Origin of the sequence: Fibrisoma montanum (genome assembly GCF_003583365.1) — a bacterium.
GTDB lineage: Bacteria > Bacteroidota > Bacteroidia > Cytophagales > Spirosomataceae > Fibrisoma > Fibrisoma montanum.
This window is the reverse complement of sequence record NZ_QXED01000003.1, coordinates 537,849-553,956: the sequence shown is the minus strand read 5'-3', so window position 1 is coordinate 553,956 and position 16,108 is coordinate 537,849. Positions and strand designations below refer to the sequence as shown.

10 protein-coding genes are annotated in these 16,108 nt (G+C 55.2%); 6 read left to right on the top strand and 4 right to left on the bottom strand.

Features of this window, described 5'->3' with window-relative positions; genetic code table 11:
* Positions 1-20: 20 nt before the first annotated feature.
* Complete coding sequence (locus tag DYU11_RS12350; protein WP_119667973.1) at positions 21-1,880, top strand: outer membrane protein assembly factor BamB family protein; 1,860 nt, start codon at positions 21-23, stop codon at positions 1,878-1,880.
* 105 nt (positions 1,881-1,985) lie between these two features.
* Here DYU11_RS12350 and DYU11_RS12345 read toward each other — a convergent pair whose 3' ends face one another.
* The 3 genes from DYU11_RS12345 to DYU11_RS12335 form a co-directional block, all read right to left on the bottom strand.
* Positions 1,986-2,705 carry a LolA-like protein gene (locus DYU11_RS12345; protein WP_119667972.1) on the bottom strand — a complete coding sequence of 240 codons (720 nt, stop codon included), beginning with the start codon at positions 2,703-2,705 and terminating at the stop codon, positions 1,986-1,988.
* 83 nt (positions 2,706-2,788) lie between these two features.
* The gene (locus DYU11_RS12340; protein ID WP_119668318.1) at positions 2,789-5,353 is read right to left on the bottom strand and encodes a TonB-dependent receptor; all 2,565 of its coding nucleotides are present in this window, start codon (positions 5,351-5,353) and stop codon (positions 2,789-2,791) included.
* A gap of 204 nt (positions 5,354-5,557) precedes the next feature.
* On the bottom strand, positions 5,558-7,393 hold the full coding sequence (locus DYU11_RS12335) for a vanadium-dependent haloperoxidase (RefSeq protein WP_119667971.1): 1,836 nt from the start codon (positions 7,391-7,393) through the stop codon (positions 5,558-5,560).
* A gap of 433 nt (positions 7,394-7,826) precedes the next feature.
* On the opposite strand from DYU11_RS12335, the gene DYU11_RS12330 reads away from it, so the two are divergent.
* The 5 genes from DYU11_RS12330 to DYU11_RS12310 all read left to right on the top strand — a co-directional run bounded on the left by DYU11_RS12330 (position 7,827) and on the right by DYU11_RS12310 (position 13,085).
* Positions 7,827-8,261, top strand: a complete 435-nt coding sequence (locus DYU11_RS12330; protein WP_119667970.1) for a hypothetical protein — start codon at positions 7,827-7,829, stop codon at positions 8,259-8,261.
* Positions 8,262-8,291: 30 nt separating this feature from the next.
* Entirely contained in the window at positions 8,292-8,597 is a 306-nt protein-coding gene (locus DYU11_RS12325; RefSeq protein ID WP_119667969.1) for a hypothetical protein, read from the top strand.
* A 682-nt stretch (positions 8,598-9,279) separates the two neighbouring features.
* On the top strand, positions 9,280-10,008 hold the full coding sequence (locus DYU11_RS12320; RefSeq protein WP_119667968.1) for a class I SAM-dependent methyltransferase: 729 nt from the start codon (positions 9,280-9,282) through the stop codon (positions 10,006-10,008).
* Between the two features lie 83 nt (positions 10,009-10,091).
* Positions 10,092-11,861, top strand: a complete 1,770-nt coding sequence (locus tag DYU11_RS12315) for a glycosyltransferase family 39 protein (RefSeq protein WP_119667967.1) — start codon at positions 10,092-10,094, stop codon at positions 11,859-11,861.
* 87 nt (positions 11,862-11,948) lie between these two features.
* Complete coding sequence (locus tag DYU11_RS12310; protein WP_119667966.1) at positions 11,949-13,085, top strand: acetamidase/formamidase family protein; 1,137 nt, start codon at positions 11,949-11,951, stop codon at positions 13,083-13,085.
* A gap of 60 nt (positions 13,086-13,145) precedes the next feature.
* On the opposite strand, the gene DYU11_RS12305 is transcribed toward DYU11_RS12310, so the two are convergent.
* Positions 13,146-16,070, bottom strand: a complete 2,925-nt coding sequence (locus tag DYU11_RS12305; RefSeq protein WP_119667965.1) for a M1 family metallopeptidase — start codon at positions 16,068-16,070, stop codon at positions 13,146-13,148.
* Positions 16,071-16,108: the final 38 nt, after the last annotated feature.

The window sequence follows — 16,108 nt, the reverse complement described above, 5'->3', positions numbered from 1 at the left end:
CCTAACCCAACTTCCTCGGCATGAAACACATCGCTCTCTCCACAGTTCGATCATCCCGGCATCGCCAGTATGCGTTGTTTGCCCTCCTGCTGGCTGCCGGCTCATCGACCATCGGTTTCGCACAGCAAGCGTCCATCTGGTCGGGGCAGGAGCTGTATAAGGCAACCTGCGACAACTGCCACAAAGCCGATGCGGGTATGAAAGCCCCCGGCTACCTGGTACTGGCGCAGATGCCGCCCCGAGCCATCCTGGCCGCGCTCGAAACGGGCAAAATGCGGGAGCAGGCCAGAGCCCTGACCACCGATCAGAAAAAGGCCATCGTGCGCTATCTGACCGGTAAGGCTGTAACCGAAACGACCCTGCCGAAAGAGGCCTATACACCGTTTAGCCTGCCGTCGGGTAAAGGACTGGTTCATCATTCGGGTTGGGGAGGTAATCTGGAGGGCACGGGCTTCCGGTCGGCGGAGCAGGCGGGTATGTCGGCCGCTACGGTTGGTAAGCTCAAACTGAAATGGGCCTTTGCCATCCCGGAAGCGAATCAGGTACGTAGCAAACCCGCCATCGTGGGCGACTGGCTCATACTGGGCACGCAGTTCGGCGATGTCTACTGTCTCAACAAAACGACCGGTAAAATCGGGTGGCAGTTCGCGGCTAAAGCGGCCGTTCGGGGTGCGATCTCGGTGGTGGAGCAGGGCAGTACCCTCCGCGCTTACTTCGCCGACAACAGCACCAACGTCTACGCCCTCGACGTCCGGACCGGTAAACTGCTGTGGGAGAGCAAGTCCGGCCAGCACCCGCAGTCGGGCGTAACGGGGTCGGTAGCGGTATATAACAACCGGGTGTACGTGCCGATTACGTCCATCGAAGTTGCGTCGGTGCTGGACCCGGCCTACCCGTGCTGCTCATCGTCGGGCGAAATCGTCGCGCTGGATGCGCAGACCGGCAGGACCGTCTGGCGGCACCGGGTCATTCCGGAAGAGGCCAGGGAAGTCGGCAAACGCAAGGACGGCAAGCCGTTCTACGGACCCTCGGGGGCCATCGTGTGGAGCAGTCCTACGGTCGATACCAAACGCGGGTTGCTGTACTACGGAACCGGCGAAAACTACACGGCTCCGGCCACAACCAGCAGCGATGCCATTCAGGCGCTGGACCTCAGAACGGGTAAGCTCGTCTGGTCGTTTCAGGCCACCAAAGACGACACCTGGAACATGGCCTGCCCCTACAGCCCCAACTGCCCCGAAAAGGCGGGACCCGATCATGATTTTGGTATGGCCCCGCTGCTGGTCAGACAGCCGGATGGCAGCGACATGCTGACGGTCGGGCAGAAGTCCGGGTTTGTGTATGGCCTGTCGCCCGACAACGGGAAGCTGATCTGGAAAACCCGCATCGGCAAGGGAAGTGCGTTGGGCGGTATCCACTGGGGTATGGCCACCGACGGTAGGCTGGTGTACGCGGCCAATGCCGACAATAAATACGCTATGGACCCGAAGGTTGACTCGCTGATAAAACCCAGCCCCGGCCTCTACGCACTGGATGTCCGTACGGGGAAAGTTGTCTGGAAAGCGGCTGCACCCCCCTGCGAAGGCAGAGCCGGTTGCATAGAAGCCAATTCGGCGGCTCCTGTCGTCGTGCCGGGGGTGGTGTTTGCGGGCGGACTGGATGGCCACATCCGGGCGTATGCAACGGCGGACGGGGCCCTTCTCTGGGACTACAACACCATGCACGACTACGAAACCGTAAATGGCGTTCCCGGCAAGGGAGGAGCCATCGACGGACCGTCGCCGGTGGTGGCCGATGGGATGCTGTTTGTCAACTCCGGTTACGGTATGTTTGGCGAAAAGCCGGGCAACGTACTGCTGGCGTTTGAGGTAGACAAGTAGGGGAGAGGGCACCGGTTTTCCGCTCTGGCCGGTCATTAAAAAGCAGTTAGCCCCCTTGTCAAATCGACAAGGGGGCTAACTGCTTAATCGGCGGGAGATTACCCGTTACTTGGCCGGCTTTTTGAAAACCGATTCATCGACCGGTCCGTTGATCGTTACCTTTTCGGTGGTTAACGTAACCTGTCCCTGTGGTGAGACTATATCCGTTGTCTTGGCGAACTTGATACCGTCCGTATCCTTGTAATCCGAAAACGAAATTTCGCCCGGTTGGCCGTTCATCGACGTCTTGATCTTACTGAGCAGGTACGTATTGGCATCCAGAAACTGGTCAATAACCTGGTTCTCCTTGGTGGTCACTTTGAGGTGATAGGCATCTTTGCCGTCGACTTTTTCTTTGCCTACGAGTTCCACTTTGTTTCCCTTGTTCTTGTAATCGACCAGGCCACCGAACGGATCGAGCTGGCCAGCCTGCTGCTTCAACTGATCAGCGGGTAGATCTTCGGGGTCGCCCGTGCCGCCCATCATGGCCGGACGAATCATCCAGCCGGTCGATCCGTCGACCACCTGAATCATGGAGTTGCCCATTACGGTCGACTCGCTCCGCATGGATTTCCCGACCACCATGACGGTTTTATTCGGGATTTCCATGCCCCCCTGTATGGCCAGCGACCGTTCAATCGTCAGGGTTTTAACCCCATTTAATTTGTCCATGCCGCCGAGGGCCGCTACGTGTTTATCCACGATTTCGTCGACCGTCTGCGCGTAGGCACCGAGTGAAAGAAAAAGAGCCGTGGCTGTGCCGAAAAGAATGTTGTTGGTTTTCATTGAGACAAGAGATACTGTTTAGGGTAATTTGACAATAAGCTATACGCTATAAAGTTAATCGATTGACTGTAAAGCCGTCGCGGTTACTGACGTGACTGGCCTCCCGGTGTACCACCGCCCTGTGTCTGCCCGTTGCCGTCGCTTTTCACGTCGTCATTGTTGACCGACTTGGCTTTGCGCCGGGGCGCGTCCATCGACATTTTTCCAATTTTGTAGCTGAACGTCAGCCGCACCCCCCGGTTGTAGAGATACACGTCGTTCACCTGACTGAACATCGGCGAGTTGAGCACCGAATGAATGTTGAAGCGGTTGCTGAGGAAGTTTTCGGCCGCAAAGCCTACGCTGCCTTTCTTGTTGTTGAAATCCTTTTTGATCCCCACCGTGTAGAAGCCGAAGCCACCCTGCCGACCCTGAAGCTGCACCTGCGACCCCGACATAAACCCGAATGCCTGAGCGCCCCAGCCGTTTTTAAACTGAGCCGAAGCGAACGTACCACCGCTTACGTTTACCCCGGTGTTTTTCATCGTCGTCGACACCCCCTCCCGGCTCATGGCCTGGCCGGTCAGGCTCGTGTAGAAGGCATTCAGAAACAGGCCAATGTTGATCTTCGACGTTACCGCTACGTTCGAGAATATGTTGGCTCCGTAGGCGTGCTGCCGGCCAATGTTCTGGAACGTCGTGACGATGGCACCCGGCAGTGAATCCGACGGCTGGCTTACCTGGGTAATGGCGTTATTGGTCACCCGGCCGAAGAACGTTGCGTTGATGAACGTTTTCTTGATGGTTTTGCTCAGGCCCAGTTCCATGTTGTTGGTCAGTTCCGGCCGGAGCGAGGGGTTCCCCTGCGTGATCACCTGCGGGTTGGCCGCGTTGAAGTTAGGGTTCAGCTGCTGCAGGCCGGGCCGTTGAATACGTCGGTTAAAGCCCAGTTTAACGGTTGTTCCCTTGATGGTTTTGGACGCGTTCACGCTGGGAACCAGCACACCGTAGTCGGCCACGCCGAGCGTACCGCCCTCGCGGGTACTGGCATCGATGAATGTGTGTTCGTAGCGCAGACCGCCTTTGAACGTGTACCGCTGCTTGGTAGTGTAGGTATAGGACGTATACCCGGCCGCAATGTTCTGGTGGTAGAGCAGCTCGCCCAGCGTACCGTTGTTTTCGGTGATGAAATTGCCCGACGGCCCGGCGATCAGGTAGCGGTATTCGCTGTTTACCTGCCGGAAGATGGCCTTACCCCCGAACTCGATCAGCTGGTTTTTCTTGATCGGCGTCTGGTAGTCGGTTTGCAGCGTAAATTCCTGGTTCAGGTTCTTGTTCACGTTCCGCTGGCGTCCGGTCAGTACGTCCGAATTGCTGAGGAGGTCCGCGTCGAAGTTATTGGTCAGGTCATTGCGGCTGTAGAGGGTGGAAATGCTCCATTCCTGCTGGGGCTTGAACGTATGCAGGTAATCCACGTTCATGTCGATGGTGCCCGACAGGTTCTTGGCGTCAACATTCCGTTTGTTCGACGAGCCGGGAGTGCCGTCGGTGAACAGTTGCGTCACAAGATCCTGCTGGCTCACGAAGTTCCGGACCCCGTAGCGAACGCCGGCCGTTATCGACTGGTTCTTGGCCAGGTCGTAGTCGAAGCCGAGGTTGTACTGACCAAACAGTCCCGAACTCCTGCCGTCGCCGGTCTGGCGCGTGAGGGTCGATACGTTGTTGATCTCGCTGGTCTGGTCGAGCTGCGTCCGGGTGATGGTGTTGTACATGGCCCGGCCGAAACCGCCCAGCGTAAAACCGGTCTTGCCTTTCCGGTAGTTGCCGTTCAGCGACAACTGCGAACCGCGGTTACCGACGCCCGAATCAACGTTGAGGTTCAACCCCTGGAGGCTGTTCTTTTTGGTGATGATATTAATGATACCACCCGATCCTTCGGCGTCATACTTGGCCGAGGGGCTGGTGATGACTTCCACGGTCTTGATCTGGTCGGCGGGGATTTGCTTCAGCGCATCTGCCACGCTGCTGGCCACGATTGTAGAGGGTTTGTTGTTGATCAGCACCCGGATGTTCTGGCTGCCCCGGAGCGATACGTTGCCATCCAGATCAACCGTCAGCAGAGGCACTTTACGCAGGATGTCGGTAGCATCACCGCCTTTGGCCGCAATATCCTTGTCGGCGTTGTAGACCAGCCGGTCAACTTTTTCTTCAATCAGGGCCGCCTGTCCGGTCACAGTTACCTCTTCGAGGGTTTTTACGTTGGCGCTGAGTTTGATAACACCCAGCTCAAGGCTCTGGCCATTGGTGAGGGTTACGTTTTCGAGGGTTTTGTTCCGAAACCCGACGAAGCTAACCAGAACGGTATACTGCCCGGCCACCAGTTTGGTCAACGAAAATTTCCCTTTCTCATCCGCTACCGTTCCGTCGACGGTCTTGCCGGTCGCCTTGTTGATAAGCGCAATGCTGGCGAATTCAACCGGCTTGGCCTGGGTCGAGTCGAGGATGCTGCCGGTAATCTTACCACTGCCTTTTGGACTTTGGTCGCCGGCCGTACCGGGTAGGGCCTTGGATGGGGTAGCGCCACCCATCACCGGAAACTGAGCGTTGGCCGGCTGTTGCAGTGTGGTGAAGAGTACCGTGAGAATGAGGAGTAAACCGTTCCTTTTCATAGAATTTAACTTAGACAGAACAAAGGTGTGTCGAAGTACTGACGGCTGAAACGGAAAGCGGACAAAGGCAGTAAACAAACGGATAAACGTCAGTTTAGACCCGACGAACGGCGGCTGCTCATTCCGCTGGCTTTGACTGCGTAAAAAAAGCCGCACCGGGTTTCCTGGGACCCGGTGCGGCTTGGTATGCGTTGAAAAACAGGCTCAGATACGTACGCTTGTGCCGTCGAAAAGGGGTACGTTCATGGAGAAGTTCTCGCCGTACTGCAATTTCTGCTCTTCCAGAATACCGAGGGCGATCTGTTCACCGAGCCGCAGGGATTCAATCTGATCCGACCAGTAATGAACCCCCGACCAGTCGCGCCCGAACGCAACGTTGGCCGCCAGCTTGTTCAGTTCGTTCTCAACGGTCAGTTTACCTTTATTGGCCATATCTACCTCGAGTTTACGGCCTTGCTGCGTCGGTTTGTAAGCGAAGGGGAGTTCAAAGCCTTCGTCAAAGAACGCTTTCAGGATGGTGACGCAGGCACCGGCTACCGTAGCGTGACCAGACCCATAAGACGGGTGCATGGGCGACCCTTCGACAAACGGCATGGGCAGCAGAAAAGACGGAGATGTCGCCGATGGATCGGTTTTTCGGTCTGCTTTCTGGTTCTGGGACTGATTATACGCTTGCAGTTCCGGCCAAAGACCCAACCCCTGCAGAATGGTGGTTGGGTTTTTCATGATGTCGAGGTTGTTCGTATGGCCACTGGCGTAGCGATGAATCCACCCCGCCACTACCTCCGGCCGAGCCCGGCGATGGACATTGTATTTCTGATAACGAACCGCTTTGAGCGCGCGGGTCGCTACTTCCGATACCAGATTGAGAATGTGCGGACCGCCAAACTGAGCAAATCCGGTTTGCTTATCCACGCTGTCGGGTAGCCGGAACGGTAACCCCGGGTCTACCGGGGCATTGATGCCAAGCAGAATCAGACAAGCGTTAAAGTAAGCCTGGTGCAGCGCATCGTAGTGTACCCACGTACACAAATCGCGGGGCGTCCAGATAAACCGGTACCCATTTTCGCGGTTGATGTTATTGTCGTTATCGACGTTTTCGTACTGCTCCAGTTCGCGAAGGTTTGCCCCGTTCTGCACATCCAGCCACTGTTCCCAGGTGGTCATGTAATCGAGCTTCGGCTTGGCGGTGCGAACGCGCTGGTCGATGGTCGTTGACCCGTACGAAATCAATCCCTGATCTGCTCCAAACGACACTGTGCTGCTCCCCAGTGATTTATTGCCGACATACAGAAACTGGGAGATGTACAAACCGATGTCATCACCTTTTACGTTGCCCCGGAAAATTGTTTTTGGTGAATAGGCTTCAAACTCGTTCTGGGCAAAATACCCCCGTTTGCGTAAAGCCTGGTAGGGCTGGAGCCCATAAAAGCTTTTGTTTTTGAACCAGTTCAGGCTGTTAAGATCCGCTACGGCCTGGTTGATTTTGCTGTTGTTGGTGTCAAAGTCTGTAAACGGAATATCGCGACAGAGCGCCATCCAGTAGAGTTCAGCCATCTCGGCAATGAGTTCTTCGCTATCCAGTACGGGGGCGGGTGGAATCGTTACTGCCTGCGCGTCGGGGCCTTCCAGGTCATACGTAAGGCCCGCCCCCATGCTTTCCCACCCACGAACTTTTGCGTCGGCATCAAGGGCGATTTTTGAGCGCCAGTCATTGGCGGGTTTAGCCGGGGTTGCGTCAGCAGGTTTTACCCGTTCGTTCAGAGCCAGTGCCTGAATTGATTCAAGGTCGCCCTTGTCGCAGGCCCGAATAAAGAAGGGATAGGCATCGCTTTCGGGTTTTACCAGAAACCCATTGTCGTCATGCTGCATGCCTTTTGTGAAGGCCGCCAGGTAGGAAGGATAACTTTTGCCATCTCCACCGACAATCCGGTAGCGGTTTTCTTCCCCGTTGGAGCGGTGATAGGGGTGGGGGCGGTTGTAGGCCACATCGGCAGCTTCGTACCGGAGCAGGTGAGACGCAAGTCGGCGATTCTTCATGAGTGTCAGAGTTATTGGTGATTTACGTGGAATAGATAAAAGTAAGTGTTTGAAAATCAATATATTAATGGCTAAGTAAGCGGGCATTACCGATCTGGACAAGCGTATTTTACCCGTATTGAAAGCGGATAACCCCGGTAAATCGGACCGACGGTATCGCCCGATACGTTGATCGGTGAGGATACCCGCAGCCGGCCGCTCAACCTAATAGTCGAAACCAGACGGGCGATTGGAAACAGACGTAACGGACGATGACAAAAGAAGGCGCTGGATTGCAACTCATCCGGCAGAAACAACGCTTCAGACAACAGAGATGATGGTTGATACAGTCCACGCTTCGCAGCCGCTGAATCCCCTCCCAATTTTGTTGCGTCAGAACGGCCAACGGTGGTTTGTCTGGCGGATGTAAACAAGCCTCTAACAACAACTACTCATGAAAACAACAGTACGCCTTCGCTTTGTCTGGTTCGCTCTTCTGCTGAGCGCCACCCTGTTCACCGGGTGCAAAAAAGAAAACGTTGACCCTGTCGCACCGGCCGATTTAGCGGACCGGGTTGCCGGTACCTACAAGTACGCCGAATTGTCGTCGAACGGCCAGACCCTGCCCGCCGACGAAACCAACCTTAAAGGCACCATCACCATCAGCCGCCAGACCGCGACGACTGTTCGCATGGTTTTCGCCATCAGCCTGAAAAACGGCAACCCGTTCCTGGACGATACGTTCGACGACGTGGAGGTCAGCGAAACAGGGAATGAAATTCTGTATGAAGTGGATGGGCAGACTTTCGCCCGGGGCAAGGGCAATGCCATCAGCATCAACGGACGCGATTCGGCCAACAAGGCGTTTACGCTCACGGCCAAGAAATAAGTCAGAACCTTCCTCTTTTCAAAAACTACGATGAAATCAGTCAAGAAGTTTACGGTGCTGGCGTTAGCCGCCCTTACCCTGTCGGGTTCATTATCTTCATGCGCTACGGTGTTCGGCGGGCGCGTAACGGCCGAACAGAAACGGAAACCGGCTGCGGGCGAAGCGCGTCGGGAGGTACGGGTAGGGGCCCTGATTGCCGATATCCTCCTGTTTCCGCTGGTGAGTATCCCGGTCGATTTCGCCACCGGAGCCATCTATAAGCCAAAATCAGGGGCGGTAGCTCAGCAGGCTCCAGCCGCGAAACCGGCGGCAACGGCTGCCCCCAAGAAGAAATAATACAGGTTAGGTAAAGTAAGTAGTTTAGTAAACCCCCGGCGTAGCTACGCCGGGGGTTTTTGTTGTGCCTTAACAGAGAATCAACGCATTAGCTGTCAGGTTATTTTTACGCCTGGGTCACAGTATGAACCTTCAATGTTCGGCTTACTCCCACGGAAAGACGCTGGCGATGGTCTATCTGGTTAGAACCGGACTGACGAGTATCCTGGAGCAGATATACTTCGATACACTGACGTGAATGATGATCAGGTGCTTATCGATAATTCACGTTAAACTACATACAATCCAGAGGTTAGCCTTTCCCTTTTGCCAGGCGATCGGCATAGGCCCTCGCTTGTAAAGAAGTAAACAGAGTGGAGTATAACATTTATTTAATAAGGCCTGATCATTAGAAAGCGATTAGATTTGACCTGTTTTCCCCTTGAAATTTGCTTGTTTTTAATCCGCTTTTAACCTTTGTCGGGAAATTAAGTCCGTATGCTACAACTTACTCCCCCCTGACGACTCATCGTTGACTAAGCCCTTAGTCAGCTCGTTCACGCGGCCAATTCTTTGCCGGGGGAGTATCCTATTTCTTTAATTTTTCAGAAATTCTTGGCCGAAAAACGGGCAATTGCTGCCTGTTTATGCTAGGTCTGCTCCTCTGGTTTACTCATCTATCAGTAACCAAACAAACTCGCCTATGCAGTCTGCAGTCAAAAAAAACGTTGACGTATTTAATCAAAATGTGCATGAGAACGGTGGATTCCTGTACACCACCAACGCCCAGTTTTCCTCGCACGTAGCCAACAAGCGAATCACAGACGAGATTTTCCGGTTTATCAAACCTGCCCACAAAACCCTAGTTGATATTGGCTGCGGTGACGGTATGTACACAGCTAACATCAAACAGAATTTCCCGCACCTGACCGTACATGGTTTTGATGCAGCCGAGGCTGCCGTGCAGATTGCCGCCAAAAAATACCCGTCCGTTCACTTCAGCACGATTAACCTGCTCGACGATCACCTGCCGACGCCCAATCAGAAATACGACGTAGGCGTAATTCGGGGGGTGTTGCACCACCTGTCGGACCCCCAGAAAGCCCTGGCGAATGCCTTCAAACTGGCCGATGAGCTGATCATTATGGAGCCAAATGGCAACAACCCCATTTTGAAGCTCATCGAACGCACATCCAAATACCACATTGAACACGAGGAGCAGTCCTTTTTTGAATGGCAGTTGAAACGGTGGATCCGGCAGGCCGGCGGGCGGGTGAATCAATGGGAGTACATCGGCTACGTACCGTTCTTTTTCCCGACCGGACCGGCCAAAATGATTTATGCGGTTCAGCCCTTTCTGGAAAAAATTCCGGTGTTGAAACACGTTTTTTCCGCTCAGTTTATCATTAACTGTTCCCGTACAACCAGGTGATTAGGAGCGGCCGATTGGAGCGAATTACGTTAGTAGCTCCAATCGGCCACCAAACCATACCCCACTGCTCAGTTCATTCGTATATGCAGTTTAGTAAAAACAGAACCCTCTGGCTTACTCTGATTCTCCTGCTGGCCTTCGGGCTGCGGCTGTACAGGTCTGGAACGTACGGCATCTACCTCGACGAAAAATACACGATGGTCATTTCGCAGGGGATCGTTATGGAAGGATCGAATCAGCACGATGTGTTTTTTACCCCCGGCAAGACGTATTTCACGCCCGCGGAGTTCTGGTCCCCGAAAACCATTCAGGATTTTATTGAAGCCAATATTCGTGGCGACATCGGCAACAGTCCGGCCTATTACGCGGTGCTGTGGGGCTGGATGAAGGTATTTGGGCTGAGCGATTTTTCGGCCCGGTTTCCGTCCGTTCTGTTCAGCACACTCCTGGTTGGGCTGGTCTACATCTTTGTCAGGCGGCATTTCCGGTCTGAATCGCTGGCCTTACTGAGTGCCCTGATTGCGGCCGTTGAGCCGTTTTTCATCGCCTACAGCCACATGGCCCGGAACTACTCCTTCAGTTTCTTTCTGACCCTGCTGGCCACGCACCTGTTTCTGCTGCTGCTGGAACGGGCCCGGAATCAACAGCGGGTCGGCGGACTGTTCGTGGCGTATGGGCTTACGTTCGTCCTGTCGCTACTGTCGCATTACCTGACCATCACGGTGTTCCTGTGCCACGGAATCTACATGCTGCTCTACGTTCGCAAACCCCGGCTATGGCTTTCGTTCTCTGTGGTGGCGCTGATTGGCGTAGCGGTCGTGTCGCTGTGGTTTATATACGGCGGGGGTAAATACACGTTCCAGACGTTGGCGTATCAGGCGCAGGTGTACCGGCAGGCGGCTCTGACAAATCCGTACAACAACGGGTTCGGTATTATTCTGCCGGCTACGATTCTGACCGTGGGGGAGCGGTCGCTGCCGATCTGGGCCGACCTGTTCATTTTGTCCAATGGTCTGGGGCAGGCCGATGCCCTGGGTGTCCGGAACCTGTTAGTAGCCTTAGGCTTTGGATTGGCCGCGGGCTGGCTGCTGAGCCGGTACGTCGGCCGGACCGACGTACCCGGCTGGGTCGCTCCGGTGTACGTGGCGTTGCTTCTGATCGGTCTGCCGCTCTACACGGTCATGAAGCCCCAGTACGTTGTGGTGGCAGCCCTGCCTTCGTTCGCCTATCTGCTGTACCGGGCGCTTCGGGAGGACACCACCCGCGAACAGCGCCCGTTTCTGGTCCTGGTTACCCTGCTGGCGGCTGTTCCGACCCTGTTTCTGTTACTCATGTCGTTCCGGAACGGCCATACCTACGGAATTACGCAGCGGTATTCCGGGTTTTCGTTCCCGTACACGGCCCTGCTGGTGGCCCTGATTTTGCAGCGGATGGCCAGACTGCCCATCGCGTTTCGGGTGGTGCTGGTGGGCGTTACGTTCCTGCAGGGCGTTTTGGTAGCTCAGTTGCTGAACCGGATTTACGACGACAGCGCCCCGAAGTATACGTATTTTGGACGGCCCCGTGGCCCAAATCCGCACTACCTGGTGGCGCAGAAAATCAGGAACCAATACGCGCCGGGCGACACGGTACTATATCCGTCGGTGCCTTTATCGTTTCGCGATGAGGTTGAAAAAACGTACTGGCCCTATTCAATTCAGGATGCTCAGTTGACGAACCTGTATCTGCCGAAAGACGCTACCTACCTTCAGCGGTTGGACACGACCCAGACCGATCGGATTATTCTGGTGAAAGGCCGAACCGGAGAAAAGATTACGTTATTTGACCTGGACGGCAAGACCCATCGGTATTAACGGCCAGGGGTTGCATGGTGGCGCATTCGGATTCGCGGTCTATTCGCTATATTGGACACCGCTTCCGGCACAAAACGATACAACCTCATGAGCACATCCCGACGTACCTTTTTACGGAGAACAACCCGGCGTGGCCTGGCGGCTTTGTCGGTGGGTCAGCTGGCTACCAGTACCTCTGATTTATTCACCCTGCCAACCGGGCCGGCGGCTGTACCCGCCCGCATTAAGCCGGATCACGTGGTGCGGTCGCTGCCCGAGCACATGGTCTGGGGCTATTTCGGGGCCGACGTACCGCCCGTTTACAAAGTGAAAGACGGCGACGTAGTAGAGATCCAGACGGTTAATCCGTCGGGGGTGAGCCGGACCAATCCGGAGGAGTTCTACCAGAAAAACAACCTGCCGATCGACGCCCACGCGAAGGAGGTGATTGCTATCATGAAAACGGTCAGGCCCGAACCCTCCGGCATTCGGGGCCACATGCTGACCGGGCCGGTGTACATCGACGGGGCGCAGCCGGGGGATACCCTGGAGATCCGTATTCTCGACCTGACCTTTCCCGCTGGTTTTGGGGTCAACAGCGTGTGGCCGGGTGGGGGTGGAATTCCCGATGCCGTTACGACGCGCGAAACGTTCGTGTACCGGTACGATACCAGACGTAACGTTGCCCTGCTGAAAGAAGGCGTTGAAATACCGCTCAGGCCGTTTATGGGGGTCATGGCTTTGTCGCCACCGCCCGAAACCGGTCGGGTCAGTTCAATACCGCCCGCGTTTTTCGGGGGAAATTTAGACATTAAACACCTGACCAAAGGCGCTACGTTGTACCTGCCGGTATCGGTGCCGGGCGGCTTGTTTACCACGGGCGACGGCCACGGGGCGCAGGGGAACGGCGAGGTAAGTGGCGTAGCGATTGAAACCGCCCTGACGCTCACCGCTAAGTTTATCGTGCATAAAGGCAGAGCGTTACAGATGCCCCGGGCCGAAACGCCGACGCATTTCATCGCGGTCGGGCTGGATAAGGACTTAAATAAGGCCATGAAAAATGCACTCACAGAGGCCGTTACGTTCATCAGGTATGAACTCGGCTTTACCTTCAACGAGGCCCTGTCGATTGCCAGTACGGGCGTGGATTTTGAAGTGAGTCAGGTTGTGGACCAGACCCTGGGTGTTCACGCCATGATTCCTAAAGCGATCTTTACCAGGCGCAAGTTCAGCTACTGGGCCTAGCAGGCGTCAGTGAGCCGGGACCTGCGAAGCTCACAGGTCCCGGCTCACTGACGGGCTCTGTCATTTCGCATCAGCCAGCGGCTCAATTTCTTCGACCTTCACGTAGAATCGGGTTTCATCCACCTCGAAATCATCGGCGGTCATGCGGGGTAAGGTCATGGTCTGCCAGTCGGTTGAGGGGGTTATGAATTCGTATCGGTCCGGGGCTTTGGTCACCTGAATCGGCATGCGGAAGTTCGGTACATCGGTCTTCCATCGGTAGCTCACCACCAGTGACTGGCCCTTTTCGGCCAGCTTGACCTGTAACGTGGGGATTGAGGTGTAGTTCAGATACTGGTCAAAAAATGGTGTATAATCGGTTCCGGTTCGTTCATTGATATACGCCACGAGGTCTTTGGTCGAAAGAGTCTGGTACCGAAACCGCTGCTGAATGCCTTTCAGGATGGACGCCCACAACGTGTCGTTGTTGAGTGCGTGCCGGAACGTATACACGACCAGACTTGCCTTTGCGTACATGTCGCCGATGTTGTAGTGAATGTGGTTCACATCGCGCACGCCGATAATTGGCTCTTTTCCACTCACCTGCTCCGGCAGCGACGCGATGTAACCTAGTTCGCCCTCCTCCGGAATGACTGAATCCAGGTAAAAACCTTCCGAGTAGGTAGCAAACGCTTCATGAATCCACAGATCGGCCATGTCGCGGCAACTGATGTTGTTCCCCCACCACTCGTGCGACACTTCATGCCAGACCAATTGCATCAATCGCAACGTATCGACCATTGACAGGGAGTCGGCCCGCCCGGTCGGCAGCTTCCCGAACGAGACGGCGCTTTGGTGCTCCATCGGATGGAGCGATTCCATCAGCGTAAATCCGTCGCGCGGAAACGGGTACTTGCCGTAGTGTTTTTCCAGCGTAGCCAGCATGAGTTTCACGCCGTCGAAGACCCAGCGGAACGGTTCGCTGTTATAAGGCATGCAGTAATAATCCAGCGTCAGCGAATCCGGGCCGTAGGTTTCCCGGCGGTGGGCGTATTTGCCGATGTTCAGCGTAACGTTGTAATTATTGATCGGATAGCTTACGTACCAGTCGTAGCGGGTCCAGTTATCCGGTAAAGCCGTTTTTCGCAGCAGTCGCCCGTTGGAGACATCCACCAGATCACTCGGAATGGTCACGCTGATGCGCATGCTGTCGGGCTCGTCGGAAAGGTGGTCTTTGTTGGGCCACCACAGACTGGCGCCCGAGCCCTGGCAAACCACCTGCACCCACGGATGGCCGTCGCGGTCTTTGTCCCACAGAAATCCGCCCATCATGGGTACCGAGCGGTCAGGTACCTGTGGTGTTCCGGAATATTCAATTGCCAGTTCCTGCTCACTGCCAGCCCTGAGTGATTCCGGAAACTGTACAAAAACGGCGTTAAACTCCCGCGTGAAGGAAAGGGGCTTCCCGGCGTACCGAATCTGGTGAATTTGCATGTTGGCGTACAGGTCCAGCTGAAGTTTGTCCAGCGGAGCCAGCACCCGAAACCGCATTCTGTTACTACCGCTGATGGCTTTATTGGGGATATCCACCTTCACGGCCAGGTCATAGAACGTAACGTCGTACTGGCTGCGCAAGGGCGTCAGTTTGCCGCGTAGCGTATCAGCGCGGGTGAAGCCGTTCTGCCGGTTGGAAACGCGGACCTTCGGTGAGTCGGCGCGGGCGCTGAGTGGCCAAGTCGATTGTTCCACGGACGCTGTATCGGTGGAGGTAGTCCGCTGCGTATTGTCTGTTGCCCAGCCGGTCGAGTCGGTTTGGTTCTTAATGATCGAGCTTATTGCGTTGCCATCCTCGCCTATGTTTCCCTCCGTAAATGGCGGTATACCTTTGGGTCCTATCGCTGTCACCGTAAAACTGGATGACACGTTCCAGCGTTTATCGATCAGCTTTCGCGAAGGGCTATTGAGCCAGAAATCGAACTGGCGTTCTACGTTGTTGAGGTACCATTTGCCGTTGTAGGGCCTGTACGACAGGACAAGATTGTAACTCGTAAGTTTGAGGTTCATCTTGTGCACGATCGACGCCATCTTCTTCAGAATCCACTGGCGATTGTTTTCGGCATCAAGTCCAGCCTGAGTCAGTTGCAGATCGATGCGTACAAAAGCCAGCGTTTCCATGTCGATGAAAATTTTACCCTGGCCTTGTGCCTTGCGCTTTCGTTTTCCCGGCTTAAGGTCAATGACGTACATAGGCCGGTCGCTGGCTAGTGTGCTCAGTTTCAGATCGAAATAAGAAAGCCCCCGTTTCGTAAAGAGGCCAACTTTAGCGGTGCCGTGTTTAACAAGATCGTTCGTCAGCGAACTGCGCGCGCCGTTGCTGAGGTTCACAATCGACGGCAGGTGATGTTGAGATTGATCATACGCTTTGGTCCGGCCCTTGATGAGTTTAAGCCCGTCTTTCACCTCAGGCTGGTTAGCCGGCGTCTTGTAAACCGCCATCACGGCTTCGCTGGACCGGACCGGTTTTCCATCAAACTGCTGGTCTTCGTGGTAAAAGGCCGTCAACTGCACCGACGTCGTGTCGTAGTTGCGCGGAATGGCGGCCACAGCTTCCAGAATAATATCCGCGGCTGTTTTCCGCCGAGCCTGTACCTGCACTTCATTCAGAGTAACGGCGGCCGTTGTCAACCGCACCACCAACGCCCGATTCGTTGCGGCCGAAATCGCCAGCTTAACTGACTGATACCCCACACACGATACCTGCAAACTGTCGGTGGCTTGGGCAGTCGGTACGTTGAGCCTGAAGTCACCCTGGGCGTCTGTTACCGTGCCGATACCCCGCCCGACAACGGTGACGGTAGCCAATGAAATGGGATGATTTCCTTTGTCCTGACTGACCACCTTTCCGGTCAGGGTCAGGTAGCCGGACTGGGCCAGGGTACCGGCTGCGAAAACAGAAGAGAGTATTCCGGCGAGGAGGGTTGAAACGAATAACGTTGTCGGCCGCATGGTCTTGCTTTTTCTGACAAAACACGCGTCTATAGGCC

Excerpts from the sequence above, each read along its gene's own strand:
- DYU11_RS12350 (WP_119667973.1), top strand. The coding sequence starts at position 21 with ATGAAACACATCGCTCTCTCCACAGTTCGATCATCCCGGCATCGCCAG.
- DYU11_RS12345 (WP_119667972.1), bottom strand. The coding sequence starts at position 2,705 with ATGAAAACCAACAACATTCTTTTCGGCACAGCCACGGCTCTTTTTCTT.
- DYU11_RS12340 (WP_119668318.1), bottom strand. The coding sequence starts at position 5,353 with ATGAAAAGGAACGGTTTACTCCTCATTCTCACGGTACTCTTCACCACA.
- DYU11_RS12335 (WP_119667971.1), bottom strand. The coding sequence starts at position 7,393 with ATGAAGAATCGCCGACTTGCGTCTCACCTGCTCCGGTACGAAGCTGCC.
- DYU11_RS12330 (WP_119667970.1), top strand. The coding sequence starts at position 7,827 with ATGAAAACAACAGTACGCCTTCGCTTTGTCTGGTTCGCTCTTCTGCTG.
- DYU11_RS12325 (WP_119667969.1), top strand. The coding sequence starts at position 8,292 with ATGAAATCAGTCAAGAAGTTTACGGTGCTGGCGTTAGCCGCCCTTACC.
- DYU11_RS12320 (WP_119667968.1), top strand. The coding sequence starts at position 9,280 with ATGCAGTCTGCAGTCAAAAAAAACGTTGACGTATTTAATCAAAATGTG.
- DYU11_RS12315 (WP_119667967.1), top strand. The coding sequence starts at position 10,092 with ATGCAGTTTAGTAAAAACAGAACCCTCTGGCTTACTCTGATTCTCCTG.
- DYU11_RS12310 (WP_119667966.1), top strand. The coding sequence starts at position 11,949 with ATGAGCACATCCCGACGTACCTTTTTACGGAGAACAACCCGGCGTGGC.
- DYU11_RS12305 (WP_119667965.1), bottom strand. The coding sequence starts at position 16,070 with ATGCGGCCGACAACGTTATTCGTTTCAACCCTCCTCGCCGGAATACTC.